Below are 25219 nucleotides of genomic sequence, written 5' to 3'. Positions count from 1 at the left end.
GCCGAACCCGAACCAAGGAGTGGCATGGAAGTACGCATCGGAGTCCAGAACGTTGCCCGCGAGATCCTCGTCGAGACTGAGGCCTCCGCAGAGGATGTTCAGAAGGCTGTCGCCGAAGCGATCGAGAAGTCCAAGCCGCTGCTGACCCTCACCGACCGCCGCGACAAGACCGTAGTGGTCCCGGTGGCCTCCATCGGATACGTGGAGATCGGTTCGGACACCAAACAGACGGTGGGTTTCGCCGCCGTCGCTGAGTGAAAGAACGAATGACAGACACTTCAACAAACACGTTGACCTTCGCGGACTTCAATGTCCGCAGCGAGATCGTCGAGGCGCTGGCCGAGAAAGGCATCACCACGCCCTTCCCCATCCAGGCGGAGACGCTGCCGATCGCCCTGGCCGGAAACGACATCATCGGCCAGGCCAAGACCGGTACGGGGAAGACCCTCGGCTTCGGCATTCCCGCACTGCAGCGCATCGCCGCGCCCGGCACCCCGGAGTTTGACCAACTGCCCAGCCCAGGGGCGCCCCAGGCGCTGATCGTGGCTCCGACCCGAGAGCTGGCAGTTCAGGTAGCCGGAGACATCGCCGCCGCCGGAGGAAAACTCAGTGCGCGCATCGCCACCATCTACGGCGGGCGCGACTATGAGCCGCAGATCAAACAGCTCAACGCTGGTGTCGAAGTGGTGGTTGGGACCCCCGGCCGGCTGATCGACCTGCACCGGCAGAAGCACCTGAACCTGAAGAACGTGAAGATCGTGGTGCTGGACGAAGCGGATGAGATGCTCGACCTCGGGTTCCTGCCCGATGTGGAGAAGCTGCTCTCCTACGTCCCTGAGGTCCGGCAGACCATGCTGTTCTCGGCAACGATGCCCGGCCCCGTGGTGTCCATGGCGCGGCGCTTCATGACCAAGCCCACCCACATCAGCGCCGCAGACCCATTCGACGCCGGGGTGACCAAGAAGGACATCCGGCAGGTGGTCTACCGTGCGCACCAGCTGGACAAGGATGAGATGATCGCCAGGATCCTGCAGGCTGAGGGCCGCGGGCGGACCATTATCTTCACCCGTACCAAGCGTCAGGCGGACAAGCTCTCTGAAGAGCTGAAGACCCGCGGGTTCGCCGCCGGCGCCATCCACGGAGATCTGGGCCAGGGTGCGCGGGAGCAGGCGCTGCGCGCCTTCCGCAATGACAAGGTGGATGTGCTGGTGGCTACCGACGTCGCCGCCCGCGGCATCGACGTCACCGATGTCACCCACGTGATCAACTACGTCTGCCCGGAGGACGACAACACCTACCTGCACCGCATCGGCAGGACCGGACGCGCCGGCCAGAAGGGCACGGCTGTCACTTTTGTTGACTGGGAGGACATGCCCCGCTGGAGCCTCATCAACAAAGCGGTCGGCTTGGACATCCCGGAACCGGTGGAGACCTACTCCTCCTCGGCGCACCTGTTTGAGGATCTCGACATTCCGAAGGGGACCAAGGGCCGGCTGCCCCGGCACCAGCGCTCCAAAGAAGGACTCGAGGGCGAGAAGCTGGAAGACCTCGGCGGGCCCAGCAGGGAGAAGTCCACCTCCGGGCGCGGGGGCGAGGGCCGTTCCGGGCGCGGCGGGTCAAAGAACCGCAGCCGTCGGCGCAGCGGATCCGGCCGTACCGCCGAGGGTGAATCCGCTCCCCAGACACAGCAGAAGTCTTCCGAGGGTACCGGCAGCGGTCAGCGCCGCCGTCGTCGCCGCAGAAGGGTCTCCGGCTCCGAAGGCGGCAGCTGAGCCGCTGCCCGCTGGAGGTGGGCTGCTCGGCTGAGGCGTCAGTCGAGCATGCCTTGCTCCTCCAACCACCACTGGGCGACGTCGCCCGGGCTGTCCTGGGTGGTCTGGGAGTGTGAATTGATGTCCAGCAGCTGCTGCTGATCGAGCACGGCTTGGACCTGGAGCAGTGCCTCCCGGGCGGCCTCGTCCACGTTGTCAGAGACGATCGGCACCACGTTCTGCGGCAGCACCAGTGACTCGGTGTCCTCCAGGATGACCAAGTCATTGTCCTCAATGGCGGGATCGGCGCTGTAGATGTTGGCGACTTCGACTTCCCCGTCCAGCAGTGCGCCCAGGGTCAGTGGCCCCCCGGAATCCTCCACCGGGACCAGCTCCAGCTCGACCCCATAGGTTTCAGCCAGCCCCTCGATCCCATAGGGACGGGTCTCGAACTCGGAGTTCGCGGCGATCCGCAGATCCTGCTCCACCTCGGCGAGGTCGCCCACTGTCTGCAGGTCGTGTTCCTGGGCAAACTCCTCGGTCACCACGTAGCTGTCCTGGTCGGTGGCCTCCGCGTAGTCCAGGGCCTCAAGGCCTTCCGGGAGGGCCTCTCCCAGGGCTGCGTGGACCTCCTCGGCGTCGCCAGGCTCGTTCTCCGGGTCGAAGTAGTCCAGCAGATTGCCGGTGTACTCGGGGAAGACGTCAATCGCCCCGGACTCCAGCTCGGGGATATAGACCTCCCGCTGGCCGATCTCGTACTCCCGCTGGATCTCGTAGCCCTCCTGCTCCAGGACCTGGGCGTAGATCTCGGCCAGGACTGTATTGGAGTAGTACTGCTGGGAGCCCACTGTCAGCGCCCCGCCGTTCTCGGCCGCGGTGTCCTCTGCGCCGTCGTCGTCGGTCTCCAGCGGGTCCCCGCCGCCGCAGGCGCTCAGCGCGAGCACGGTGAGTCCAGCTGCTGCTGCAGACATGCGTTTCATGATGGTTCCTCTTCCTCGTCGGGGTCAGGCTCTGGCGGTCAGGCTCGTGGGGGTCAGACTCGTGGGGGTCAGACTCGTGGGGGTCAGACCACACCCATCCGGCGCCGCAGCAGCCGTTGGGACAGTTCGAACAGCGCATCCAAGACAATAGCCAATAGTATGACCGCCAACGAGGCGGCCAGCATCAGCGGGTAGTCCTGGGTCCGCAGGCCCAGGAACAGCTGCCGGCCCAGGCCGCCAGCACCCACATAGGCGGCCAGCGTCGCGGTGGCGACCACCTGCAGGGTCGCGTTGCGCAGCCCGCCGATGATCAGCGGCAGACCCAGCGGGATCTCCACCCGGAGAAGCACCTGCCAGCCGCTCATACCCTGTGCGGTGGCGGCATCTTTGGTGGCGGGGTTGACCGATTCCACCCCGGCGTAGGCGCCGGCCAGTATCGAGGGTATGGCCAGGACCACGAAAGCGATCATGGGGGCGGTGAGTCCGATGCCGACGAAGAGGGCCGCCAGGGTGATGACCCCCAGGGTGGGCAGAGCGCGGACCATTCCGCTGCTGATTACCGCCAACGCGCGCCACCGGCCGGTGTGGCCCACCAGCAGTCCCACCGGCAGTGCGAGCGCTGCGGAGATCAACAGGGCCAGCCCGGTGTACCAGAGGTGTTCCAACATGCGGGCTCCGAATCCGCTGGGCCCGCTCCAGGCGTCGGGGTCCAGCAGCACGCTGACGGCCTCCATCAGGTGGTTCATGCCCGGCCTCCCCGGGCCCAGGGCATCAGCAGGCGTCCGGCTGTGACCAGCAGCAGATCCATCATCAGCGCGAGCACGGCGGTGAGCACTATGCCCGCCGCAATGGACGGCACGATGCCGCGTTCGAATCCGTCGGTGAACAGGGATCCCAGTGACTGGACCCCCAGTACGGCGCTGACAGAGACCAGCGAGATAGTGCTGACCGAGATCACCCGCAGCCCCGCCAGCAGCGCCGGACCGGCCAAGGGCAGTTCCACGGAGAAGAACCGCTTCACCGGGGAGTACCCCACTGCGGTGGATGCCACCCGGATGCCGGCGTCCACCGAGTCCAGCGCGTCTGCTGCGGAGCGGACCATCAGGGCCAGGCCGAACAGCGTCAGCGCGACGATGACGTTGAAGGTGTCCCGGACGCCGGTGCCCAGGAGAATCGGCAGCACGATGAACAGCGGCAGCGAGGGCACCGCGTACAACAGGCCGGTGCCGGAGACCACCACCTCACGCAGCGGGCGCACCCGGTTCGCCGCCCATGCGATTGGCACAGCCAGCATGAAGGCCGCCGCCACGGCCGGCAGCGCGAGAACCAGATGCGCCAGGGTGAGGTCGGTGATGCGGGGCAGGTTGTTCAGCGTCCACTCCATCGCAGGTGCCGGTTCAGTCGGCGTCCGTGTGGGTGTCCGGCATCGAGTCAACCACTCCCAGCGGCCGGCCCCGTCCGTCACTGACCAGCCACCCGCCGGTGGCGCGCGGGACCGCGTTCAACGTCCGGCGTGCGGAGTCCAAGCCCAGGAACTGGGCGACGAAGTCATTGGCCGGGGCCTCCACAATCTCCTGCGGGGTCCCGCTCTGGGCGACCTCGGCGCTTTTCTTCAGCACCACAATCTGATCCCCCAGCGTCAGCGCCTCATCGATGTCATGGGTGACAAAGAGGATCGTCTTGCGCAGCTCGGTCTGGATGCGCTGCAGTTCCCGCTGCAGCTCCACCCTCACCAGCGGATCGACCGCGCCGAACGGTTCATCCATCAGCAGGATGTTGGGGTCTGCGGCCAATGCCCGGGCCACCCCCACCCGCTGCTGCTGGCCTCCCGAGAGCTGACGCGGGTACCGCCGCGCCAGCGCAGAATCCAGGCCCACGATCTCCATCAGCGTGTGGGCCCGGCGGTGGGCCTCCGCAGTGGAGGCCCCCTTCAGCCGGGGCACAGTGGCGATATTGTCGACCACCCTGCGGTGGGGGAGCAGGCCAGCCTCCTGCATCACGTATCCGATGCGTCGGCGCAGTGCCACCGGCTCGGTGGTGGCGACGTCGGCCTCGTCAATCAGCACCGCTCCGGAGGTGGGGTCCACCATCCGGTTGACCATCCGCAGCAGTGTGGACTTCCCGCACCCGGAGGAGCCCAGCAGCACCGTGCAGGTGTGCGAAGGTACGTGCAGGCTGAACTCATCTACCGCGACAGTGCCGTCGGGGTAGGTTTTGGTCACCTTGCGGAAGTCGATGGCCATAGCCCAGCCTCACCAGCACCGTGCGCCAGCTGACGGGGGCGTCGGCTCTGCTCCTGGCCCAGCCCCGGGGCTGTGAATGCCGTCCATGTGACCACTCTAGGTCCTGATCAGCTGATTGGTCTCCGGACAACACTGACGCAGCGCAAAATGTGTCCCAGCGCGGCGCAACGCTCGCTGTGCAAAGATGGGGGGCTATGAGTACGACGACGTCAGCCACGGTCGTGATCCGCCCTGCTCACCCCGGCGAATTCGCTCAGGTGGGGGAGCTGACTGCGGCCGCCTACGTCCAAGGAGGACACCTGCAGCGTGAGGATTCCTATGTGCAGGAGTTGACCCGGGTCGCTGAGCGCGCGCAAAGTTCGACCGTGCTCGTGGCCCATGCCGAAGGCCAGCTGGTCGGCACTGTCACGGTGACAGAGGCGGAAGGTCCCTTTGCTGAAGTCTCGCGGCCCGGGGAGCTGGAGTTCCGCATGCTGGCGGTGGCGCCGGAGGCGCAGGGCCGCGGGGTGGCCCGGGCACTGGTGCGCCATATTGTGGCTGAAGCGGCGGCCCGGCCAGAGATCCGTGCGGTCTGCCTATGCAGCCTGAAGTCCATGACCGCAGCCCATGCGCTGTATGAGTCCGAAGGGTTCATCCGCGAGCCCCGACGGGACTTCGTGCTTGATATCCCCGAAAAGCGCGCGACATTCCCGTTCTTCATCAGATCTGTATGAGAGAGGCGTGAGTCTACGGTGGCCACCACATATACGGTCCTGGCAGTCTGCACTGGCAACATCTGCCGCTCCCCAGCAATGGAGCGGCTGCTGGCCCGGATCTTCCGGGAGGAGCCGGACATTGAGGTTCGCTCCGCCGGCACCTACGCCCACGACGGCGAGGACATGCAGGAGCCCATGAAGCAGCGGGTCTCCGACTACGGGGCCGACGCCGAGGATTTCACCGCCCAGCAGCTGACCCCTTCAGCGGTTGAGGATGCTGACCTCATCCTCGCCGCCACCCGAGAGCACATTGAGGATATGGCAGCTGAGGTCCCGGCCGCCCGGGCGCGGATGTTCACCCTTCCGGAGTTCGCACGCCTGCTGCAGAGCGGGGGCTCGGCCGAGATCGACGACGCCGCAGGTGGCGGCAGGACCGCCGCAGAAACTCTGGCGGCCCTGGTTCCTCGACTGGACCAGGCACGCCTCGCATCCGGTGCCGCGACCAGGGAGGACGACGTCGTCGACCCCTATATGCTGCCAGAATCAGTCTTTGACACCTCCTTCCGGCAGATCCGCGAGCCGGTGGAGGCCCTGGCCGATGCCCTCGGGCTCTCAGAGTGAGTTCAGGCCGAAGGTCTGCAGCACTAAGGGGAAAGCGAGGAAGGCCACGGCGTCGAGCAGGAAATGCGCGATGACCAGGGGCATCACACGCCCGTACTTCAGGTAGACGGCGGCGAAGATCACCCCCATCAGCGCGTTGCCGATTCCGGGGCCGAACCCCTGATACAGATGGTAGGCCCCGCGCAGCAGCGCGGTGACCAGCACCAGTGCAGCCACCGCCGCCGCTGAACTGCGCAGCTGCGGCCAGATCCGCCGCGCCCGGTCAAAGAGGTAGGCGATCATGATGACCTCCTCCAGCAGTGAGTGGCGCAGTGCCGCCAGCAGCAGCATCGGTGAGGTCCACCAATATTGAGTGACATCAGCTGGGACGATCTGCGCGGTCAGCCCCAGGCTGCGTCCGGCAAAGTACACCCCCAGAGTGCCGAGCCCGATGATGGTGAAGAGACCGGCGCCCAGCGCCCAATCGGCCCCGGGGCGGCGGAAGTCCAACCCCCAGCGGCGGAACGGGTTCCCACCATGGAGGAAGACCAGGTAGAGCACCAGCGCCACCGGTGCCAGGGCGAACAGCGAGTCCAGCACTTGGAAGGTGAAGTCGTAGAACTCTGCCTGTGAGCGGGAGCGCTGGACAGTGGCGGTCTGGTCTGCCAGCGGGGCGATGCTGAGCCGTTCAGCCAGCTGCAGCACCGCGTAGACCCCACTGCGTCCCAAAGACAGGGCCAGCACAATGCCGACCTCCCAGGCGTAGAAGCGGCGTTCAGTGCCGGAGGCTGCGGTCATGGCATGAAGTGTAGAGAACAGAGAAGCCGGCCCGACAATGCGGACCGGCTTCCCACAGGTGTGTTCAGAGGATCAGTGGTCCTCGTCCTGCTCCTTCTTCTCGACCACCAGAGTCTCGGTGGTCAGCACCAGTGCGGCGATGGAGGCGGCGTTCTGCAGTGCGGAACGGGTCACCTTCACCGGGTCAATCACACCCTCGTTGATCAGGTCGCCATAGGCGCCGGTCTTGGCGTTGAACCCGTGGTTGGGCTCCAGTTCAGCGACCTTAGAGGCCACCACGAACCCGTCCTCACCGGCATTCTGCGCAATCCAGCGCAGCGGCTGGATCAGGGCGCGCTTGACGATGCCCACTGCCGCAGCAGCGTCACCGGTCAGGGCGGTGACGTCGGAATCCTCATCCAGCACGGACAGCGCGTTGATCAGTGCGGTGCCGCCGCCTGCGACGATCCCTTCCTCCAGAGCGGCACGGGTGGAGGACACAGCGTCCTCGATCCGGTGCTTGCGCTCCTTAAGCTCCACCTCGGTGGCGGCACCGACGCGGATGACGCTGACGCCGCCGGCCAGTTTGGCCAGCCGCTCCTGCAGCTTCTCGCGGTCCCACTCGGAGTCGCTGGCCTCCACCTGGGACTTGATGACCGCAACGCGGGCGTCGACGTCCTCTTTGGAGCCGGCGCCGTCGACGATGGTGGTCTCATCCTTGGTGACGGTCACGCGCCGTGCAGTGCCCAGATCATCCAGACCCACCTGGTCCAGCTTCAGCCCCAGGTCCTGGGTGATGACGGTGGCACCGGTGAGGGTAGCGATGTCTTCCAGCATGGCCTTGCGGCGGTCGCCAAAGCCGGGAGCCTTCACGGCCACAGCGTTGAGGGTGCCGCGCAGCTTGTTGACCACCAGGGTGGACAGGGCCTCGCCCTCAACGTCCTCGGCGATGATGAACAGCGGCTTCTTGGACTGCAGCACCTTCTCCAGCACCGGGAGGAACTCCTGCATATTGGAGATCTTGCCCTGGTGGATCAGGATCAGCGGATCCTCAAGCACCGCTTCCTGACGCTCGGCGTCAGTGACGAAATGCGGGGAGAGGAACCCCTTGTCGAACTGCATGCCTTCGGTGATGTCGAGGTCCGTGGAGGTGGTCGAGCCTTCTTCGATGGTGATCACACCATCAGCGCCCACAGCGTCGAACGCGCGGGCCAGGAGCTGACCGATCTCATCGTCCTGCGCGGAGATCGCGCCGACGTAGGAGACCTCCTGCTGGCCGTTGAGCTCGCGGGCGTTCTCCTTCAGCCGCCGGGTCACGGCGTCCACCGCAACCTCGATGCCGCGCTTGATCTCACTCGGTGCGGCTCCGGCGGCCACATTGCGCAGCCCTTCCTTCACCAGTGCCTGGGCGAGGACGGTCGCGGTGGTGGTGCCGTCGCCGGCGACGTCGTTGGTCTTGGTGGCAACCTCTTTGGCCAGCTGCGCGCCGAGGTTCTCGTAGGGGTCGTCGAGCTCTACATCACGGGCGATGGTCACACCATCATTGGTGATGGTGGGTGCGCCCCAGGACTTGTCGAGCACCACATTGCGGCCGCGGGGGCCCAGCGTGACCTTGACGGTGTCGGCGAGCTTGTTGATGCCGGTTTCCAGTGCCTTGCGGGCGGCATCATCGTATAGCAGCTCTTTTGCCATAGGTTCTTACTCCTTCAGAAGTCGAGCGGTGGGGTTTATTTCTCGACCTTGGCCAGCACGTCGCGGGCGTTGAGCACCAGGTACTCCTCGCCGCCGACCTTGACCTCGGTGCCGCCGAACTTGGAGTAGATGACCACGTCACCTTCTGCGACGTCGACCGGCAGGCGCTCGCCGGCGTCGGACACCTTGCCCGGGCCTACGGCCACAACTTCACCCTCCTGGGGCTTTTCCTTGGCGGTGTCCGGGATGACCAGACCGGAAGCGGTGGTCTGCTCAGCTTCCAGGGGGCGGACAACAATACGATCCTCGAGGGGCTTGATGGAGACTGACACGTCAGTTCTCTCCTTTGCTGAAGTTGAATCTTCTCTTGGCTGATACCGGGCACGACGACGCCGCGCTCGGTCTTCTTGTTGCTCGCCTTGGGAGTGACCAACCGTCGTCGCGGGAGCCGGAGGTCTCCTTCAGGCTTTGATGGTCTCAGCCGGTTGACGGCCGCCCGAGACTTAGCACCCGAGTACCTCGAGTGCTAAGAGAACTATAGAACGGGCTTTAGCACTCAATCAAGCAGAGTGCTAAGCCGCGTCACGTTCCCGCCTCTGGTGTCTCATGTATCGGCCCCGCCCGGCCCCGCCCGGTCCCGCCCGGCCCTAGGGCCAGGGCCAGCCCCACCCCCAGGTCCAGCCTTGGCTCCCGCCCCACCCTCGGGCGCAGCCCCCGCCCCAGCCCCCTGGGCCGCCCCCTCGTCCTCGCCACCCTCCCCAGAGCGTCTCGGGATGTGGGAAACTCGGCCGGTTTCCCGTGCCATTTCCCACATCTGGAGACGCTCTGCTGCGGAGGACGGACGGCCGGGCTGGCGGGAGGTCACGCGTTATGGCCAGTAAACCGTGGCCGAGTAGACTGGCACCGGCTCGGCACCGAGCCGCCGCGAACGATCCGAGAGGCCCCACTTTGAGCCACATCCATGACGAGGGATACGATCCCTTCGCCCTGGTCGGTCTGACCTACGACGACGTGCTGCTGCTGCCGGGGGAGACCGACGTCCTCCCCTCCAATGCGGATACGTCCACCAGGCTGACCCGCAACATCCAGCTCTCAGCACCTGTGGTCTCAGCCGCGATGGACACTGTCACCGAAGCTCCCATGGCGATAGGCCTGGCACGGCTGGGTGGTATCGGCATCATCCACCGCAATCTCTCCATCGAGGACCAGGCCAAGCAGGTGGACCAGGTCAAGCGCTCCGAATCCGGCATGATCTCCGATCCGGTGACCATCCGCCCGGAGGCCACCATCGCGGAGTTGGACGAGATCTGCGGGCACTACCGGATCTCCGGGCTGCCGGTGGTCGATGAGCGCGGCACGCTGGTCGGCATCATCACCAACCGGGACATCCGCTTCATCCCGGAGGCCGAGTACGCCACCATGACCGTGCGCGAGAAGATGACTCCGGTGCCGCTGGTGACCGCCAAGGAAGGCATCTCCAACGATGAAGTCCTGAGAATCTTCAGTGAGCACCGGATCGAGAAGCTGCCCCTGGTGGACGACGACGGCCGCCTCACCGGGCTGATCACCATCAAAGACTTCGACAAAGCGGACAAATACCCCCAGGCCACCAAGGACGAGGACGGCCGACTGCGGGTCGGGGCCGCCGTGGGATTCTTCGGCGACGGGTACGAACGTGCCATGAGCCTCATCGAAGCTGGTGTCGACGTGCTGGTGGTGGATACCGCCAATGGGCACACCCGCGGGGTGCTGGAGATGATCGCCAAGCTGAAGTCGGACCCCGCTGTCCGCGGCACGGACGTCATCGGCGGCCAGGCCGCCACCCGGCAGGCTGCGGCCGCGCTGGTGGATGCCGGGGCAGATGCCATCAAGGTCGGCGTCGGCCCGGGGTCCATCTGCACCACTCGCGTGGTGGCCGGCGTCGGGGTCCCGCAGGTGACCGCCATCTACGAATCCGCCAAAGCCGCGATCCCCGCCGGTGTGCCGGTGATCGCCGACGGCGGCCTCCAGCACCCCGGAGACATCGGCAAGGCCCTGCTCGCAGGTGCCGACTCCGTCATGCTGGGGTCACTGCTGGCCGGTGCCGCTGAATCGCCGGGGGACCTGGTGTTCTACAACGGCAAGCAGTTCAAGGCCTACCGCGGCATGGGCTCTCTGGGGGCGATGCAATCCCGCGGGAAGAACACCAGCTACTCCAAGGACCGGTACTTCCAGGCCGATGTGCCCAGCGATGAGAAGCTGATCCCCGAAGGGATCGAGGGCCAGGTGCCCTACCGCGGACCGCTCTCCGCTGTGCTGCACCAGCTCACCGGCGGGCTGCGCCAGACCATGTTCTACGTGGGGGCGAACACCATCCCAGAGCTGAAAGCCAAGGGGAAGTTTGTCCGCATCACCACGGCAGGGCTGAAGGAGTCCCACCCGCATGATGTGATGATGACCGTCGAATCCCCCAACTACCGCGGCCGGTAAGGACGTATGACAGTGAATGAGATCCCGATCGGTCTAGCAAAGTCCGGGCGCCGCGCCTGGGCGCTCGACGACGTCAACCTCACCCCCTCGCGCCGCACCCGCAGCCCGCAGGATGTCTCCCTGGACTGGCGGATTGACGCCTACACCTTCTCGATGCCGGTCATCGGGGCTCCAATGGATTCGGTGATGTCACCGGCGACGGCGATCGCGCTGGGGCAGCTCGGCGGTTTGGGTGTGCTGAATCTGGAAGGCCTCTGGACCCGTTATGAGGATCCGGAGCCGGTGCTGCAGGAAATTGCGCACTTGGACGCCAGGGAGATTTCCCCGGCCAACACCCGCCGAATGCAGCAGCTGTACGCGGAGCCGATCAAGGCCGAACTCATCACTGCCCGGCTGGCAGAGATGCGCGAGGCCGGCGTCGTCGTCTCGGGTTCTCTTACCCCGCAGAACACCAAGGAGTTCTACCAGACGGTGGTCGATGCCGGGGTCGACATGTTTGTCATTCGCGGCACCACCGTCTCCGCGGAGCATGTGTCCGAGTCGCAGGACCCGCTGAACCTCAAGGAATTCATCTATGAGCTCGACGTCCCGGTCATCGTCGGCGGGGCAGCCGGTTACACGCCTGCACTGCACCTGATGCGCACCGGCGCAGCCGGCGTGCTGGCGGGGTTCGGCGGCGGGAGCGCGACGACGACGCACCGCGCCTTGGGCATCCGGGTACCGATGGCCACCGCCATCAGTGATATCGCCGCCGCGCGCCGGGACTACTTGGACGAATCCGGCGGACGCTATGTGCACGTCATTGCTGACGGTGGACTGGGTTCCTCCGGGGACATTGTCAAAGCGTTGGCGATGGGCGCTGACGCGGTCATGCTCGGTGCCGCCTTGGCCCGTGCGGAGGATGCCCCCGGTCAGGGTTGGCATTGGGGATTGGAGGCGGTTCACCCGAACTTCCCGCGCGGCCACCGCACGCGGGTAGGCACGGTCGCTTCACTCGAAGAGGTGCTGCTGGGCCCGGGCCACCACACCGACGGATCGTCCAACCTTATGGGCGGGTTGCGGCATGCGATGGCGTCCTGCGGATACGTGGACCTCAAGTCCTTCCAGCGGGTGGACGCCACGGTCTCTCCGGTGGGCCGCGGTCTCCAGATGTAACGATAAAGGCGCCGCACTTTCACCCAAAGATCTGGTTTTAGATGTTATCTTGGTAACATTCGGTGCAGACCGGAAGTCAGTGCGTCTCGGCCAGTAATGGGCTGACCCGCCGCGCGCTGGGGATGATCGTTCCTCACCCTCTGGAGGCTCCATGTCAACGATGTACCAAACCGTCGACCCTTCGACCGGACAGGCCACTGCGGACTACCCGACTGCCAGTGATGCGCAGGTCAGGGAGGCAATCGCGGCCGCGCATCAGGGGTACCGGAGCTGGGCGGCGACCCCGCTGGCGGAACGGATCGCGGTGTTGAACCGAGTCGCGGCCATCTACCGGGAGCGCGCCCACGAGCTGGCCGAGCTGATCACGTTGGAGATGGGCAAGCCCATAAGGCAGGCCAAGGGCGAGATCGCCGTCTCGGCGGAGATCTTTCAGTACTACGCCGATCATGCCGAGGAGTTCTTGGCGCCCCAACAGCTGGCGGTGGAGTCCGGTTCGGCGGAGATCCACCTGCAGCCCACCGGCGTACTGCTGGGCATCATGCCGTGGAACTACCCTCACTACCAGGTGGCGCGCTTCGCCGCCCCGAACCTGGCGCTGGGTAACACGATACTGCTCAAGCACGCCGCCAACTGCCCACAGTCGGCTTTGGCCATCGCAGACATCCTTCGCCAGGCAGGGCTTCCCGACGACGCCTACATCAACATCTTCGCCACCCACGAACAGCTCTCCGAGGTCATCGCCGACCCGCGCGTGCAGGGAGTGTCGCTGACCGGCAGTGAGCGCGCTGGGGCCATCGTGGCAGAGCAGTGCGGCCGCCACCTGAAGAAGGTCGTCCTGGAACTGGGCGGCAGCGACCCTTTCATTGTCCTCGACGCCGAGAACGTCGCAGCCACGGCCAAGCAGGCGGTGGCAGGCCGACTCTCCAACGCCGGCCAAGCCTGCACCTCACCTAAACGACTCATTGTGGTGGATGCTGCCTATGATCAGTTCGTCGACGAGGTTCAGCGACGCCTGGAGCGGGTCACGCTCGGGGACCCGGCCCAGCCGGACACGTCGCTGGGCCCACTGTCCTCCGCCGCAGCCAGAGCCGACGTGATTGACCAGCTCCACGACGCCGTGGCCAATGGTGCGGTGCTGCGGGCTGGGGGCCAGCCGACGAAGGAGGGGTTCTACCTCACTCCGGCGCTGCTGACCGACCTCAACCGCAATTGCCGGCTCTGGCACGAGGAGGCGTTCGGCCCGGTGGTGATGGTGTACAAAGTGGCCGATGCAGACGCGGCGGTGGAGTTGGCCAACGACTCTCCCTATGGCTTGGGGGCAGCGGTTTTCGGCTCTGACCCGACCCAGACGGATCAGGTGGCACAGCAGTTGGAGGCGGGCATGGTCTTCATCAACAGCAACACCGACTCGCAGGCGAACCTGCCCTTCGGGGGTGTCAAACGCTCAGGGTTCGGCCGGGAATTGGGCCCGCTGGGGATCGAGGAGTTCGCCAACAAGAAACTCGTCCGCAGAGTCTGAGGGCAACCCTGGTGGGCGTATGAGACTCTTAGTTTGTGAGAATTCCACCCCGTCGGCCGACGCCCGGGAGATGTACCCAGCATCCGCTGGTGGGGCCAGGGGGTGGGTGTGATCTACGTTGACGATCCCTCCCAGCGCATACCGCCCGGATCCGGGGCCGGTGGGTCGCAAGGTCTCCGGCAGCACATCTACCGCGCCCTGCCGGAGATTGACCGGGCCGAGGCGATTGTGACCCGGCTGCGGGACTCGATGTCTTTAGGCCTGCTCAGAGAAGGTGATCGGCTCCCCAGCGAGGTGGAGATGGCCGAGTCCTTCGGCGTTTCGCCGACAACAGTTCGCGAGGCCCTCTCAGCACTGCGTGCCAAGGGACTCGTCGAGACCCGCCGGGGCCGCAGCGGCGGGACGTTTGTGGTCTCGTTGCCGGCGTCCTCGGTGCCGCTGATGCGCCAGCGGCTGGAGAGTATGAGCGTGGTGGAGCTGCGCGACATGGGTGATCACCGGGCGGCAGTCTCGGCTGCCTCGATCCAGCTGGCTGCCTCACGCGCGGTCGACTCCGACCTCCACGCCATTGAGCGCCTGGTCGAAGCCTTCGACGCCGCAGAAGGGGCCCACGCGCTGGCACGGGCCGACAGCCGGATCTGGTTGGAGATTGCGGTCAGTGCGCAGTCCCGGCGCCTGCTGATCGCCCAGCTGCACCTGCAGCTGGAATCCTCCGAACTGCTGTGGGCCCCGCTGGGGAACCCGCGCAGTAAGGAGATGGTGATGCCCTACTTCACGCACATGATTGAGGCCCTGCACCGGCGCGACCGTGAGTCGGCGGTCAGCGCAGCGGCGCAACGCATTCAGGACGACACCTTCCACATGATTGACCAGAAGCTCACTCTCGCCCTGCATGAGGGCTCAAAGGATGACACTGATGTCCGTTGAAGAAGAAATCCGCGGCTTCGCGCGCGACCTTGCCGCAGACCTGGACCGACTGTTCGACCATCTGAACCGTATCGCTTCCCTGGTGCGGCAACGCCTCGGCGCGGAGAACGCCCATGAGCGGCGTTGGGGACCCTTCCAACCTGATCAGCTGCGCATGATGGAGGCCGAGGCTGACCAGCTCCTGGAGCAGCATCCGCTGGTCTCCGGGGCGGGGATCATCTTCGACCCCGACCGGATTGTCTCCCCTGAGCAGCTCATCCCGTGGCGGGTGCGGGGAGAACGCGGCGCCCCGGAGGCGTACGGCTTTGACTTCGACGAACACTCTCGAGACTACTACGACTTCCTCCAGCTGCCCTGGTTTGCTGAGCCGAAATCGACGGGCGCCCCGAAGCTCACCACCCCCTATGTGGACTTCCTCGGCGTCGACGAGTACATCTTGACCGCTGCGGTGCCATTCGCCGATGAGCACGGCTTCGTCGGCGTCGCCGGTTCTGACATTGAAGTCAACACCCTCGAAAAGGTGATGATGCGCGCGGCGAAGACGGTCTCAGGGCGGTTCGTGCTCCTTGGCGCTCAGGGCCGAATCGTGTGTTCGACGACGGCGCGGTTCCTTCCCGGGGAGTTGCTGGAGCAGAATACCGAGCGTGGCCACCACCTCGAGCTGCCGACGCAGGTGCCCACGCTCAGCCTCTACTGGGAGTGAGGCTGGCCCGAGTTCGGGCCTCATCAAGGAAGGCGTTGAACAGCGCGATCCGGTCCTGTTCAGATCCGGCATCGTCCTCGGGGTGCCACTGGACGCCGAGGATCCACGTATTGTCGATCCGTTCAGTACCCTCCACCACGCCGTCGTCCGCCACGGCGGTCACTCGGAGGCCAGCGCCCAAGGCGTCGACTGCCTGATGGTGGCCGCTGCGGACGGTGAGTCGCTCCCGGCCGAAGATGTTGCGCACCTTGGTCCCCGGAAGCAGAGTCAGCGTCTCATCCAGGAAGCTGGGCTCCCCTTCGGCACCGTGGTGCAGATGCGAGGGCTGAATATCCGGGATGATGGTCCCGCCACAGGCAACGTTTAGTATCTGGGATCCTCGGCAGATGGCCAACAGTGCCGCATCGGTGTCGATGGCCCAGCGCGTGATCGCCAGCTGGCGGGTGTCGGAGACGGGGTCGCGGCCGTATTCGTTGGCGATCTCGCCGCTGTGGCCGTAGAAACTGGGATCAATGTCCCCGCCGCCGAGCATGAGCACTCCGTGGGACCGGTCGAGCAATTCGAAGTCCGGCTCCTCGCTGGTGACATCAATCAGGTGCACGCGCGCTCCCAGGTCCTGCAGGGACTGCAGGGTGACAGTGGTGAACCTGCGCAGCAGTCCGTGGGTCTCCCGGCTCTGCTGCGGCAGGTTCAACTGGGCGACCACCGCGATGTCCACGTCCGCCTCTGCCGGGGCAGGGCGGTCCGGCATGACCTCCGCACGCGTGAGAACCAGGTTGTGGGAGCTCGGCATTATTAGGGGACCTCCTGATGGGTCGGCATGGTGTGGCGGGCGGTGCGCCGCTGATCCTCAGCGGCAGAAACGATCCAGGCAAACAGGGCGTGGTCGCCTGGATGGTGGTGCGCCCGGTCTTCTGGGTGCCACTGTACGGCGATGATCTGATGCTCGGGGTCCTCTAGCGCTTCCACGCAGCCGTCCCCGGCGCGGGACACGACCCGAAGTCCCTCTCCAAGTGCGCCCACCGCCTGATGATGATAACTGGATACGTCAGTACTGGTGGATCCCTGCAGTGCGTGAGACAGTAGCGTCCCTGGTGTGATGGCGACGTCGTGCACCGTGCTGACATGCTGCTGGGGCTCTCTGGGCCAGTGCTGGATCAGCGAGCCTCCGCGTTCCACGTTCCACAGCTGCATCCCACGGCAGATCAGCAGCGCTGGGATTCCCAAGGCCTCCGCGGCGCGGATCGCCCGGGCGTCGGCGTCGTCCTGTCCGGAGTAATCGGAGACGCTCAGGTGGGGGCCGGGCTCTTGCCCGTAGCGACCCGGCGCGATATCTGAACCGCCGGGCAGCACCAGGCCGTCAAGCAGGTCCCAGTCGTGAAAATCCGCGCCAGGAAAGATCATCACCGGCTGACCCCCCGCCCGGACAATGGACTCCAGGACAGCATTGGCCACTACTGACCCGGAGTAGCGCAGCCCGTTGACCGATTCCGACCACATGGCCGGCACGCCGATGCGCGGCCGTCTCGCGTTGGGGACCATGCTCATGAGCGCCTCCCGGTATGGAGGTCCGCCGGGAACGGCAGCTGCGGCATCCACCGGGCCCAGCTCTGTGCAAGCCCTCCGGAATTGATGACACTGCTCAGCGCTCCATCCAGGGCATTCAGCACCTCGAGCCGGTCTTTGGCGACCCCCACACCCCATGCGTTCTGGGTGGGAGCGGTGAAGGCGATCGCAAAATCTGGGTCGTCGCCCAGCGGCACAGTGACCACGTCGTCGTCGACCATCGCGTCGACATTGCCGTCGCGGACTGCGGCAATCATGTCGCCGAAGACGTCGTCGGAGGCGGTGAACGGAACCGGGATGGCACCGGGAAACGTTTGCGCCAGGCGCATATTGGCGCTGCCCGCAATGGCCGCGACCCGCCGCCCGGAGAAGTCCTCTGGTCCGCGCGCGGGGTCTCCGGCGCGGACCAGCACGGACTCATCGAAAATGGCATAGGGCCGAGTGAAGTTCACCTGTTCCTGACGGGAGGGGATGATGCCCTGTCCGCACCACACGGCGTCGGCCTGGTGGCGCTGGACCATGGGGATCATATTGTCCCAAGAGGTCATCACCCACCTCAGTTCCGCACCCAGCTGGTCAGCCACCAGCTGCGCCACCTCAGGCTCGTAGCCGGTGCGGGTGCGGCCGCCGTCGGGGGAGAGGTTGAACAGAGGTGGGGCCTGTGAGTCAATGCAGGCCAGCGTCAGGGTTCGCATCAAGACCCGGTCTCCTTCGGTGCGCCCGGGCTCACGGGATGGCCTGCCAGTACTGCTTGTACTCCCATTCGGTCACGGCCCCGCAGTAGCGAGCCCATTCGTCGGTCTTGAGCTCCAAGTACAATGCGGCCAGGTCTTCGGGCAGCGTGCTCTGGATGTAGTCGTCGGCCTTGAAAGCATCCAGGGCGTCCCCCAGCGTCATCGGCAGGTTCTGGCCGGAGGACCCGGGAGCGGGGGGCGCAATCCGGTTGCCGATACCGTCGGCCATGGCCGCCAGTAGTAGCGAATGGGAGAGGTACGGGTTGACGGAGGCGTCAGGTATGCGCATTTCGGCGCGGCCGTTGGCAGAGATGCGCACCGAGCTGGCCCGGTCGTCGAGTCCCCAGTCGGCCCGTGCGGGGGCGAACTGCCCCGGATCCCAGAACCGCTTATAGGAGTTCACGGTGCTGGACATCACCAGCATCATGCCTGGGGCGTGCTTGAGGATGCCTCCGATGGCCCAGCGGCCCAGCTGCGACATGTGCAGCTCCTCCACCCCGTCGATCACGAAGGCATTGTTGCCTTCGGTGTCCCATAGGCTGATGTTGTGGTGGCAGCCATTTCCCATGGAGCCGAGGTACGGCTTGGGCATGAAGCTGGCCTCCACATCAAATTCGCGGGCGACCTGTGAGCAGATCTGGCGATAGGTCACCAACCGGTCGGAGGTGAGCTCGGCGTCGTCGAAGTTCCAGTTGCATTCAATCTGGCCTTGATCCTCGTAGTCGGTCTCGATCATGTCGAAACCCAGCGCGGTGGCGTACTCCTGGATCCGCTTGTAGATCGGCCGCATCCCCTCCAGGTTTTCCACCTGGTAGGCGGGGGAGTGCCCGGGAATGAGCACCGGCTCAATGGATTTTCCGTACCATGTCATCTCCGGCTCAGTCCCGGATTTCATGGTGAGCCCGAAGGTGTCCTTCATCAGCTGGTGGGTGCGCATCAGGTGCGCGCGGGAGTCGGTGCCCAGGGGCCGTCCACCGACTTCCGGCAGGTGCGGAGGCTCATAGGTAGTGCAGAACATGCGCCCCACTTCCCGGTCCCAGGGGTACCTCTGGAACGTGTCCGGCAACGGCAGCGCCACAAACTCTTTGGCGCCGATTCCACCGATCAGATTGCCGAAGATATCGTTTTGCAGGTCGGAGATCGCCGTGCGGTGAAAATTGATGCCGCGCTCCAGATTTCGCACCACGTGCTTGGCGGGCACCATCTTGGCAACGGTGCGGGATTTCAGTGTGGGGATCGTGTAATAGATGTACTTTACCCCTGAGCGTGCAATCTCCTCCGTGATCCGATCCACCGTTTCCTCAGTGAGGTTCGCGCTCTGGTGCCGGTGGAAAGCGTCGCGGTCAGTCAGCGCTGTGTGCGCCCGGTGCTGGTAGAGGCTGGTAAGGCTCTGGCCTGCGGTCCGGGTGGCCTCGTGCAGCTGGTCAATCAGGGGCTCACGGCCGGTCGGGAGATCGGTGTCAATGTTGGTGGTGGTCATGATTTTTCCCATCTCGATGGTTGAACTGCTCAGGTGGTGGTCAGCTGCAGGGGGCTCAGGAGGTCGGAGAGCGGATGTCCTAGGTGTGGGCGCAGCTCCATCAGCCGCGCTGGCGGCAAAGCGATTGTCACCAGGCCCACCACGTAACCTTCCCGGGTGTAGGCGATGGCGACTCCCGCCTCCGGGGTCTCCAGGCTGCCTTCGAGGACCTCGGTGGCGGTGCCGAAGTGAGGTACGCCGAGCCCTTGAACCCGGGTGCCGAAGACGTCGCTCCAGAAACTTGGTATTGAGGCGTACGGTGGTGGGACCTGTCCACCGGTGAGCCCCGCGACCAGGCTGCGGGCAGCGGTCTTCGCGGTGTCAATCGCGCCCTGCCAGTGTTCGACCCGTCGCGGGACTCCACCGGTCCACGGGTCGGGGTAGCGGGCAATGTCCCCAACCGCCACCGCGTGCTGCGCGCCGCGAACGCGCAGGTGTTCGTCAACCAGTACGCCGTCGGAGAGGTCGAGGCTATTGCCGTAGAGCCATTCGGCGTTCGGCAGCGACCCGACTGCTTCCACCACTATTTCTGCCTCCAGCTTGGTGCCATCGTCGAGTCGTGCTCCGCTGACCTGGTTGAGCCGGTCAGGGAAGTGGGCCAGAAACTCGACGACGCCGCGGCCTGCGTGGATCTGCAACCCCCGCCGGGTGAGCCAGTGGCGCATGGCCGTAGCCACGGTGGCTCCCAGCGCCCGGTGCATGGGACCGTGGGAGCCTTCCACTAGCTGCACGTCGCAGCCGAGACTGAGAGCGCTCGCAGCCACTTCGCAACCGATGAAGCCGCAGCCGATGACCAGCACTTTCGTTCCAGGCCGCAGCTGCTGCCGCAGAGCCAGCGCATCCTCGAGCGTCCGCACCACGTAACGCCCACTGGTGGGCCCCGGCACCGCCAGACGGCGGGGACGGATGCCCGTGGCGACCACGAGCCCGTCGTAACTCAGGCGCTCCCCGGTGGAGAGGGTGACGCGCTGTCCTGCAAGGTTGCACGCTGCTACCGACTGTCCAAGGCGGAACGTGAAAGATGCAGCTGAGGCGCGTTGCCGAAGAAGCACAGCGGAGAGTGCTTCTTCGGGGTGCTGTTGAGAACTCAGGACCTCTTTGGACAGCGGCGGCCGGTTATAGGGCGGGTGGGCCTCGTCGCCAATGAGGACCACCTCGTCGTGCCAGCCCGCGCTGCGTATCTGCTCAGCGGTGCGCAGCCCCGCCATCGATGCTCCGACGACGACGATGCGGCGCCCGCGACCTTGATAGCTCACCTCAGATCACTGCTCACCTTTGAGGAAAATCGCCTGAACGGGGCAGACGTCCATGGCGTCTTCTATGTATTCCAGATCGGAGTCCGGGAAGTCCTCCTTATACTGGAGCACGCCCTCGGCGTCGAGCCAGAAGTTTTCCGGTGCCGCGATAGCGCACTGTCCGTGGTTGTCGCAGATGTTCCTATCGACCCAGACCTTCATGCGAGTTGTCCTTTCCAGAGGGTTGGCAGCTGTTCGGGGTGGCACGGTGGGCAAGGGGTCAGCCTGAATTCGCTGTAACGGTGGCGCGCTTGTCGAACGCGATGTTCAGCCGGACGGGTCCGGTGTTGCCGGAGTCGGGCATCCATTCGTCGCCGCCTGCAACAATGCGGAGATTCGTCAGGCGCGTGGCCAGCGCCGGCAGGGCGGCCTGCATATCGGAGCGAGCAACAAAGTGACCCAGACAGTGGTGAATTCCGCCGCCGAAAGCGTAGTGCGGTTTGCGATCGGCCTCCAGGTTGATCCGGGTCGGGTCCGTGAACACTTTTGGGTCAGTCCCGGATGCATAGGTGAACATGTGGACCGTGTCGCCCGGGCAGAAAGTGAGATCCTTGTGCTGGAAGGTCTCCACCACCTCGCGGGTGACCCATCGGGTGGTGGGGTTGACTCTCAGTGACTCCTCCACTGCAGGGGCTGCCAGCTCCTGCGGGCGTTCGGCCAGCAGCTCCCACTGGTGCGGTTGGCGGATGAATGACTGGATCGCCAGGCCCAGCTGATTCCGTGTGGTGTCCATGCCTCCGAAGATCAGCAGGACCAGGAGGTTCTGCAGCTGGGCATCGCTGAGGCTGTCGCCGTCACGGTTGGCGTCCACCAGTCGCGTGACAAAGTCGTCTTTGGGGTTCTGTTGCCGGTCGGAGATCAGCTGGTCGGCATACCGGTGCAGCTCTTCTAGTGCGGCATCAATCGCGCCAATCTCTTCCTTGATGTTCACGCCCAGTGCGGCACCGACGGTGGACGCCAACCGGTTGATGGTGGGCCACTCCTTCTCATCAATGCCGAGCATGATGCACAGCACGCGGGTGGCGAACGGCGCGGCGAACCCCTCGACGAACTCGACCTCCCCATTGTCGATCCATTGGTCGATCAGCTCGTGGGCCAGCTCGTCGAACCGACCCCCCAGTGCCTTGATCTTGCGCGGAGAGAACGCCGGGTTCGCCAAGCGTCTGATCCGATGATGGTCCTCCCCTTCGAGGACGAGAAGGTTCTTGGCCCACCAATCGTGGAAGAGACCGTCGTGGACACCGTGGTGCTGAGGCCATCTGGCTGAGCCCTGGATCATGCGGGGACTTTTCATCAGTGTGGAGACGTCCTCGTAGGAGAGGACGGCGATGCCGTAATTGGTCCGCGCAAACCAGTGTGCATCGCGGGCGTCCCGGACGGCCTCCGAGGCCATGGCGAAGTCCGAAGCTGAAATGTCCAGGTACGGGACGGTGTCGGTTGTGGTCGGCATGCCGGTTCTCCCTCATCAGGGTTGTCGTTATGAGTGATAGCTCCTGAGCCACTGTTTCTGCGAGTCCAGCCGTTGTGTAACCTGCATCACTCCATGTGAGCAGAAATACTAACAGAAATAGATGTTTTGGCAAGTGCGCCTCAGACGCCGTCTTGCCGACCCTTCCGATGAGAATTTCTCCACTTGGTACTCGGCCAGCCGGGTCATTTCTTGGTGGGAACCACAGAAGGCGCGGACTATCTACAACACTGTCGGCAAATTCGTTACGAAAACGTGACCTCAATCACACCGGACAGGCTTTAGTGTTTTATCAACCAAACACAGAGGTTTTGGTGATTCTCATCTTGATCACGCCGCTAGGACCATGGGTAAGTGGCGTGCCATTCGGCGACGGAGGTCACACTCATGGAGTTCCTTGGTGAAGTCATCATTTACATAATGATGATCTCTCTTCTGATCGGAGCGGGAGCGCATATAGTCCGCCCCAGTTCCCAGCTTGGACTGGAATTCAAAGAAGGCATTCTGATGATGGGTCATATATTTATACCCATCGCGGGCATTATGACGCTCATTCCCGTTATTGTTCCTGCGATCAATGCTGTCGTTGCGCCCGTATATTCGGCGATGCATTCGGATGCAGCGATCGCCACCAGCACCTTCATTCCTAGTGACCTCGGCGCCTATCACTTGGCATACGAGGTAGCCGACGGACACGGAGCGTGGATTCTGGCCTTTACGGTTAGTCTGACGGCAGGGGCAACGATCGCCTTCTGCATTCCGGTGGGTCTGTCCATCCTGGAGCGGCGGGACCATAAGTACCTAGCGCTCGGTGTCATGTCAGGCTTCTTGGCCATCCCATTTGCTTCGCTGTTTATGGCCATTATTCTGCTCCAGAGCGGTGTTCCGCTGCGCGAGGGAGTCGAGGCGACAGGCCCCGGGACGCGCCCCTTTGATCTCAGTTATGGGGAGGTTTTGCTGAACCTGATACCGCTGGTGATCATGATGGGCCTGCTCTCTTTGGCGCTACGGTTCTTCACCCAGAAAATGATTGCCGCGTTCCTGTACTTCGGGCGATTCCTGCAAATCGTGACAACGGCTGCTGTGGCACTCTCTGTGGCTGAATACTTCACCGGAGCGTTCTCGGCGATCTTCGGTGGCTGGCCCCTGGCGCCATTCATTGCTGATGCTGAGGATCAGTTCCGCGCCTTGGAGATTGTTGGTTACATCGCCGTCATGCTTGCCGGGGCATTCCCCCTCATTTACATGATTCGGAAGTTGCTGGCGGCTCCGCTGCAGGTGGCCGGCCGCAGAATCGGCATCTCTGAAGCCGGGATTGCAGGGTTCCTGGCGACTATGGCCAATGCGGTGGCACTGTTCCAATTGGTTCGTCTCATGCCTCCGAAGGACAAAGTGTTGACCATTGCTTTCATGGTCTGCGCGGCATTCGCCGTGGGGGACTATCTCGCCTTCACCGCTACGTTCCAGCCGAACATGATTGTCACCATGGTGATCGGCAAGCTGGCCGGCGGACTCTTGGCCGTGGGCTTCGCGTTCTGGCTGGCCTTGCCATACGCGCGCCGCCTCGAAATGCAGGACCGCGCAGATGGTCTAATCGACGAAAATGGCATCGGGGTCACTGTGCCCGACGAAGCTCCTGAGCCAGCCACCGTGGCAGCAGATGTCGCGCCTGTGGGCCGTGGGAAAGAGTGGGGTCAAGTCCCGGATGCAAAGGACATCTGAGACCCGCGAGCCAAGATCGGCGCCACCTGTCGGGGCCTGAGTCTGCGGATTCAGGGCCCCGACGGGTCAAGACGCTGATTGGCTTTGCCGCGTAAGTCGATTCCAGTGCCGCTGAAGGTGAACGATGTCCCGACACACCCCCGCGCCAAAAAAGAGAAGGCGGAATCTAGTGGTCGTTGCAACAGCCTGAGTTTCAGGAGTTGCATTGGACTACACCGAAGAGCCACGTAGGCAGGTGCGCCGCTATACCCCGGAGGATCGACTGGGATATCAGCAGCTGGTAGGTCAGGGGTTGAGCGTGCGGCAGGCGGCTGCGCAGCTGGGCTTTGCAGCATCGACCGCAGCGAAGTGGTTGCACTGGGAGACCGCAGAGTCCTCCTCGAAGACTCCAGCGCCGATGGGCTGCCCCCCGCATCCAGGACGTGACCGATACCATCAGCTGCGCGAGGCCGGGTCCAGCCTCGCTGCTGCGGCTGCGGCAGTCGGGGTCACCCGGCGAGCTGGCCATAAATGGGATAGACAACTACGCGACTCAGGTGAGACCGCGCCGCTGCGGCCGAGTCCTCGGCAGGTGGAGTATAACCAGGCCATGGATACCATGAGGCTGATCAGCCACGCTCCCCAGATCTCGTCCCGGTTTCTGTCGGTGCTGGAGCGAGAACGGATCAAAGATCTGCAACAGTCTGGGGCTTCGCTGCGGATGATCGCAGCGGAGTTAGGCCGATCGGCGTCGACGATCAGCCGAGAGCTCACCCGCAACAGTGACCGGTATGGCCGGTATCTTCCTTACGGGGCTCAGCGACTGGCTGTGACCCGGAGAGCGCGTCCGAAGCAGCCCAAACTCCTGGAGGCTTCCCCGTTGCGTGATTGGGTCCAGTCCAAGCTGGAGTTGCAGTGGTCACCGGCACAGATCAGTGCCACCCTGGTCAAGGAGTTCCCTGATCAGTTGGAGATGCGTGTGAGCCACGAGACGGTCTACCAAGCCCTGTACTTCCAAGCCCGCGGCGGGCTGAAAAAAGAAGTACAGGCCGCCTTGCGTACCGGCAGAGCCCGCCGGAAACCCCGGGGCCAGCAACGTCGGCCCCGCCAGTTAGGCCAGGAGATGATCATGATCAGTGATCGTCCTGCCGAGGTCAACGACCGGGCGGTGCCTGGCCATTGGGAAGGTGATCTGATCATGGGTGCTGGGAACCGCTCAGCGATCGCCACTCTGGTCGAACGCAAGAGCCGGTTCCTGATGCTCTGCTACCTGCCCGAGGATCACACCGCAGCAGGGGGTGTCAATTAGTTTGTGTACCGGGTCACTCATGAAAGGACGTGATGGTGACTGTGATTGATGCACATTCGAATTCGGGAGCGGCTGCTGAGCTTGTCGAGCAGCTGAAGAACTCCGGCGCTCTGGAT

Annotated in this window: 25 protein-coding genes; 11 read left to right on the top strand and 14 right to left on the bottom strand. The window is 64.5% G+C overall.

Translation table 11 applies throughout. The features are described from left to right. Window positions 1-24: 24 nt before the first annotated feature. Both FEF27_RS03035 and FEF27_RS03030 read left to right on the top strand, forming a co-directional pair. Window positions 25-258 (top strand): DUF3107 domain-containing protein, encoded by a 234-nt coding sequence (locus tag FEF27_RS03035; protein ID WP_138169370.1) that lies wholly within the window; start codon window positions 25-27, stop codon window positions 256-258. 8 nt (window positions 259-266) lie between these two features. Beyond that, window positions 267-1772 (top strand): DEAD/DEAH box helicase, encoded by a 1506-nt coding sequence (locus tag FEF27_RS03030; protein ID WP_138169369.1) that lies wholly within the window; start codon window positions 267-269, stop codon window positions 1770-1772. Window positions 1773-1810: 38 nt separating this feature from the next. On the opposite strand, the gene FEF27_RS03025 is transcribed toward FEF27_RS03030, so the two are convergent. From FEF27_RS03025 to FEF27_RS03010, 4 genes are all read right to left on the bottom strand, one after another. Beyond that, the gene (locus tag FEF27_RS03025) at window positions 1811-2731 is read right to left on the bottom strand and encodes an ABC transporter substrate-binding protein (RefSeq protein WP_138169368.1); all 921 of its coding nucleotides are present in this window, start codon (window positions 2729-2731) and stop codon (window positions 1811-1813) included. Window positions 2732-2814: 83 nt separating this feature from the next. Next, window positions 2815-3477 carry an ABC transporter permease gene (locus FEF27_RS03020; protein ID WP_138169367.1) on the bottom strand — a complete coding sequence of 221 codons (663 nt, stop codon included), beginning with the start codon at window positions 3475-3477 and terminating at the stop codon, window positions 2815-2817. Further along, on the bottom strand, window positions 3474-4115 hold the full coding sequence (locus FEF27_RS03015) for an ABC transporter permease (protein WP_138169366.1): 642 nt from the start codon (window positions 4113-4115) through the stop codon (window positions 3474-3476). The genes FEF27_RS03020 and FEF27_RS03015 overlap by 4 nt, the downstream gene beginning before the upstream one ends. Before the next feature lie 13 nt (window positions 4116-4128). Beyond that, window positions 4129-4974, bottom strand: coding sequence for an ABC transporter ATP-binding protein (locus tag FEF27_RS03010; protein ID WP_138169365.1), 846 nt, complete (start codon window positions 4972-4974; stop codon window positions 4129-4131). A gap of 194 nt (window positions 4975-5168) precedes the next feature. On the opposite strand from FEF27_RS03010, the gene FEF27_RS03005 reads away from it, so the two are divergent. Both FEF27_RS03005 and FEF27_RS03000 read left to right on the top strand, forming a co-directional pair. Then, entirely contained in the window at window positions 5169-5687 is a 519-nt protein-coding gene (locus tag FEF27_RS03005) for a GNAT family N-acetyltransferase (protein ID WP_138169364.1), read from the top strand. Between the two features lie 18 nt (window positions 5688-5705). Then, window positions 5706-6290: an arsenate reductase/protein-tyrosine-phosphatase family protein gene (locus FEF27_RS03000; RefSeq protein WP_138169363.1), complete on the top strand. Its 585-nt coding sequence runs from the start codon at window positions 5706-5708 to the stop codon at window positions 6288-6290. Here the strand turns inward: FEF27_RS03000 and FEF27_RS02995 are convergent. The 3 genes from FEF27_RS02995 to groES form a co-directional block, all read right to left on the bottom strand. Further along, window positions 6282-7067: a CPBP family intramembrane glutamic endopeptidase gene (locus FEF27_RS02995; protein WP_138169362.1), complete on the bottom strand. Its 786-nt coding sequence runs from the start codon at window positions 7065-7067 to the stop codon at window positions 6282-6284. The genes FEF27_RS03000 and FEF27_RS02995 overlap by 9 nt on opposite strands. A 72-nt stretch (window positions 7068-7139) precedes the next feature. Next, window positions 7140-8738: a chaperonin GroEL gene (groL, locus tag FEF27_RS02990; protein ID WP_138169361.1), complete on the bottom strand. Its 1599-nt coding sequence runs from the start codon at window positions 8736-8738 to the stop codon at window positions 7140-7142. 35 nt (window positions 8739-8773) lie between these two features. Then, complete coding sequence (gene groES / locus FEF27_RS02985; RefSeq protein WP_119901963.1) at window positions 8774-9070, bottom strand: co-chaperone GroES; 297 nt, start codon at window positions 9068-9070, stop codon at window positions 8774-8776. 538 nt (window positions 9071-9608) lie between these two features. Between groES and guaB the strand changes: the two genes are divergently transcribed. The 5 genes from guaB (at window position 9609) to FEF27_RS02960 (ending at window position 15511) form a co-directional block, all read left to right on the top strand. Then, complete coding sequence (guaB, locus tag FEF27_RS02980) at window positions 9609-11207, top strand: IMP dehydrogenase (protein ID WP_138169360.1); 1599 nt, start codon at window positions 9609-9611, stop codon at window positions 11205-11207. Between the two features lie 6 nt (window positions 11208-11213). Further along, on the top strand, window positions 11214-12362 hold the full coding sequence (locus FEF27_RS02975) for a GuaB3 family IMP dehydrogenase-related protein (protein WP_138169359.1): 1149 nt from the start codon (window positions 11214-11216) through the stop codon (window positions 12360-12362). 151 nt (window positions 12363-12513) lie between these two features. After that, on the top strand, window positions 12514-13881 hold the full coding sequence (locus tag FEF27_RS02970) for an NAD-dependent succinate-semialdehyde dehydrogenase (protein WP_138169358.1): 1368 nt from the start codon (window positions 12514-12516) through the stop codon (window positions 13879-13881). A gap of 108 nt (window positions 13882-13989) precedes the next feature. After that, entirely contained in the window at window positions 13990-14808 is an 819-nt protein-coding gene (locus tag FEF27_RS02965; RefSeq protein ID WP_138169357.1) for a FadR/GntR family transcriptional regulator, read from the top strand. After that, the gene (locus FEF27_RS02960; protein WP_166429889.1) at window positions 14798-15511 is read left to right on the top strand and encodes a cache domain-containing protein; all 714 of its coding nucleotides are present in this window, start codon (window positions 14798-14800) and stop codon (window positions 15509-15511) included. Before FEF27_RS02965 ends, FEF27_RS02960 begins: the two co-directional genes overlap by 11 nt. Here the strand turns inward: FEF27_RS02960 and FEF27_RS02955 are convergent. The 7 genes from FEF27_RS02955 to FEF27_RS02925 are packed head-to-tail and all read right to left on the bottom strand — an operon-like array spanning window position 15492 to window position 22075. After that, the gene (locus FEF27_RS02955) at window positions 15492-16304 is read right to left on the bottom strand and encodes a gamma-glutamyl-gamma-aminobutyrate hydrolase family protein (RefSeq protein ID WP_138169355.1); all 813 of its coding nucleotides are present in this window, start codon (window positions 16302-16304) and stop codon (window positions 15492-15494) included. The two genes, FEF27_RS02960 and FEF27_RS02955, sit on opposite strands and share 20 nt — an antisense overlap. Before the next feature lie 2 nt (window positions 16305-16306). Continuing rightward, window positions 16307-17059: a gamma-glutamyl-gamma-aminobutyrate hydrolase family protein gene (locus FEF27_RS02950; protein WP_138169354.1), complete on the bottom strand. Its 753-nt coding sequence runs from the start codon at window positions 17057-17059 to the stop codon at window positions 16307-16309. Beyond that, window positions 17056-17772, bottom strand: coding sequence for a substrate-binding periplasmic protein (locus FEF27_RS02945; protein WP_138169353.1), 717 nt, complete (start codon window positions 17770-17772; stop codon window positions 17056-17058). Before FEF27_RS02945 ends, FEF27_RS02950 begins: the two co-directional genes overlap by 4 nt. Before the next feature lie 31 nt (window positions 17773-17803). After that, on the bottom strand, window positions 17804-19291 hold the full coding sequence (locus tag FEF27_RS02940; RefSeq protein WP_138169352.1) for a glutamine synthetase family protein: 1488 nt from the start codon (window positions 19289-19291) through the stop codon (window positions 17804-17806). A gap of 29 nt (window positions 19292-19320) precedes the next feature. Continuing rightward, window positions 19321-20586: an NAD(P)/FAD-dependent oxidoreductase gene (locus FEF27_RS02935; RefSeq protein ID WP_208009622.1), complete on the bottom strand. Its 1266-nt coding sequence runs from the start codon at window positions 20584-20586 to the stop codon at window positions 19321-19323. 6 nt (window positions 20587-20592) lie between these two features. Continuing rightward, window positions 20593-20787 carry a ferredoxin gene (locus FEF27_RS02930; RefSeq protein ID WP_138169351.1) on the bottom strand — a complete coding sequence of 65 codons (195 nt, stop codon included), beginning with the start codon at window positions 20785-20787 and terminating at the stop codon, window positions 20593-20595. 58 nt (window positions 20788-20845) lie between these two features. Further along, window positions 20846-22075 carry a cytochrome P450 gene (locus tag FEF27_RS02925; protein WP_138169350.1) on the bottom strand — a complete coding sequence of 410 codons (1230 nt, stop codon included), beginning with the start codon at window positions 22073-22075 and terminating at the stop codon, window positions 20846-20848. A gap of 405 nt (window positions 22076-22480) precedes the next feature. On the opposite strand from FEF27_RS02925, the gene FEF27_RS02920 reads away from it, so the two are divergent. Both FEF27_RS02920 and FEF27_RS02915 read left to right on the top strand, forming a co-directional pair. Continuing rightward, complete coding sequence (locus FEF27_RS02920) at window positions 22481-23815, top strand: ethanolamine utilization protein EutH (RefSeq protein WP_138169349.1); 1335 nt, start codon at window positions 22481-22483, stop codon at window positions 23813-23815. Window positions 23816-24020: 205 nt separating this feature from the next. Then, a complete protein-coding gene (locus tag FEF27_RS02915) occupies window positions 24021-25103 on the top strand; it encodes an IS30 family transposase (RefSeq protein ID WP_138169348.1) in 1083 nt (360 codons plus the stop codon). The last annotated feature ends 116 nt before the right edge of the window (window positions 25104-25219 follow it).

The organism is Nesterenkonia sphaerica (assembly GCF_005771565.1).
In the GTDB taxonomy this organism is placed as follows: domain Bacteria; phylum Actinomycetota; class Actinomycetes; order Actinomycetales; family Micrococcaceae; genus Nesterenkonia; species Nesterenkonia sphaerica.
This window is presented reverse-complemented; position numbering and strand designations above follow the sequence as displayed.

What these genes read in the sequence shown, in the direction of transcription:
- FEF27_RS03035 (WP_138169370.1), top strand. Translation starts at nt 25, where the DNA reads ATGGAAGTACGCATCGGAGTCCAGAACGTTGCCCGCGAGATCCTCGTC.
- FEF27_RS03030 (WP_138169369.1), top strand. Translation starts at nt 267, where the DNA reads ATGACAGACACTTCAACAAACACGTTGACCTTCGCGGACTTCAATGTC.
- FEF27_RS03025 (WP_138169368.1), bottom strand. Translation starts at nt 2,731, where the DNA reads ATGAAACGCATGTCTGCAGCAGCAGCTGGACTCACCGTGCTCGCGCTG.
- FEF27_RS03020 (WP_138169367.1), bottom strand. Translation starts at nt 3,477, where the DNA reads ATGAACCACCTGATGGAGGCCGTCAGCGTGCTGCTGGACCCCGACGCC.
- FEF27_RS03015 (WP_138169366.1), bottom strand. Translation starts at nt 4,115, where the DNA reads ATGGAGTGGACGCTGAACAACCTGCCCCGCATCACCGACCTCACCCTG.
- FEF27_RS03010 (WP_138169365.1), bottom strand. Translation starts at nt 4,974, where the DNA reads ATGGCCATCGACTTCCGCAAGGTGACCAAAACCTACCCCGACGGCACT.
- FEF27_RS03005 (WP_138169364.1), top strand. Translation starts at nt 5,169, where the DNA reads ATGAGTACGACGACGTCAGCCACGGTCGTGATCCGCCCTGCTCACCCC.
- FEF27_RS02995 (WP_138169362.1), bottom strand. Translation starts at nt 7,067, where the DNA reads ATGACCGCAGCCTCCGGCACTGAACGCCGCTTCTACGCCTGGGAGGTC.
- groL (WP_138169361.1), bottom strand. Translation starts at nt 8,738, where the DNA reads ATGGCAAAAGAGCTGCTATACGATGATGCCGCCCGCAAGGCACTGGAA.
- guaB (WP_138169360.1), top strand. Translation starts at nt 9,609, where the DNA reads ATGGCCAGTAAACCGTGGCCGAGTAGACTGGCACCGGCTCGGCACCGA.
- FEF27_RS02975 (WP_138169359.1), top strand. Translation starts at nt 11,214, where the DNA reads ATGACAGTGAATGAGATCCCGATCGGTCTAGCAAAGTCCGGGCGCCGC.
- FEF27_RS02970 (WP_138169358.1), top strand. Translation starts at nt 12,514, where the DNA reads ATGTCAACGATGTACCAAACCGTCGACCCTTCGACCGGACAGGCCACT.
- FEF27_RS02960 (WP_166429889.1), top strand. Translation starts at nt 14,798, where the DNA reads ATGTCCGTTGAAGAAGAAATCCGCGGCTTCGCGCGCGACCTTGCCGCA.
- FEF27_RS02955 (WP_138169355.1), bottom strand. Translation starts at nt 16,304, where the DNA reads ATGCCGAGCTCCCACAACCTGGTTCTCACGCGTGCGGAGGTCATGCCG.
- FEF27_RS02950 (WP_138169354.1), bottom strand. Translation starts at nt 17,059, where the DNA reads ATGAGCATGGTCCCCAACGCGAGACGGCCGCGCATCGGCGTGCCGGCC.
- FEF27_RS02945 (WP_138169353.1), bottom strand. Translation starts at nt 17,772, where the DNA reads ATGCGAACCCTGACGCTGGCCTGCATTGACTCACAGGCCCCACCTCTG.
- FEF27_RS02940 (WP_138169352.1), bottom strand. Translation starts at nt 19,291, where the DNA reads ATGACCACCACCAACATTGACACCGATCTCCCGACCGGCCGTGAGCCC.
- FEF27_RS02930 (WP_138169351.1), bottom strand. Translation starts at nt 20,787, where the DNA reads ATGAAGGTCTGGGTCGATAGGAACATCTGCGACAACCACGGACAGTGC.
- FEF27_RS02925 (WP_138169350.1), bottom strand. Translation starts at nt 22,075, where the DNA reads ATGCCGACCACAACCGACACCGTCCCGTACCTGGACATTTCAGCTTCG.
- FEF27_RS02920 (WP_138169349.1), top strand. Translation starts at nt 22,481, where the DNA reads ATGGAGTTCCTTGGTGAAGTCATCATTTACATAATGATGATCTCTCTT.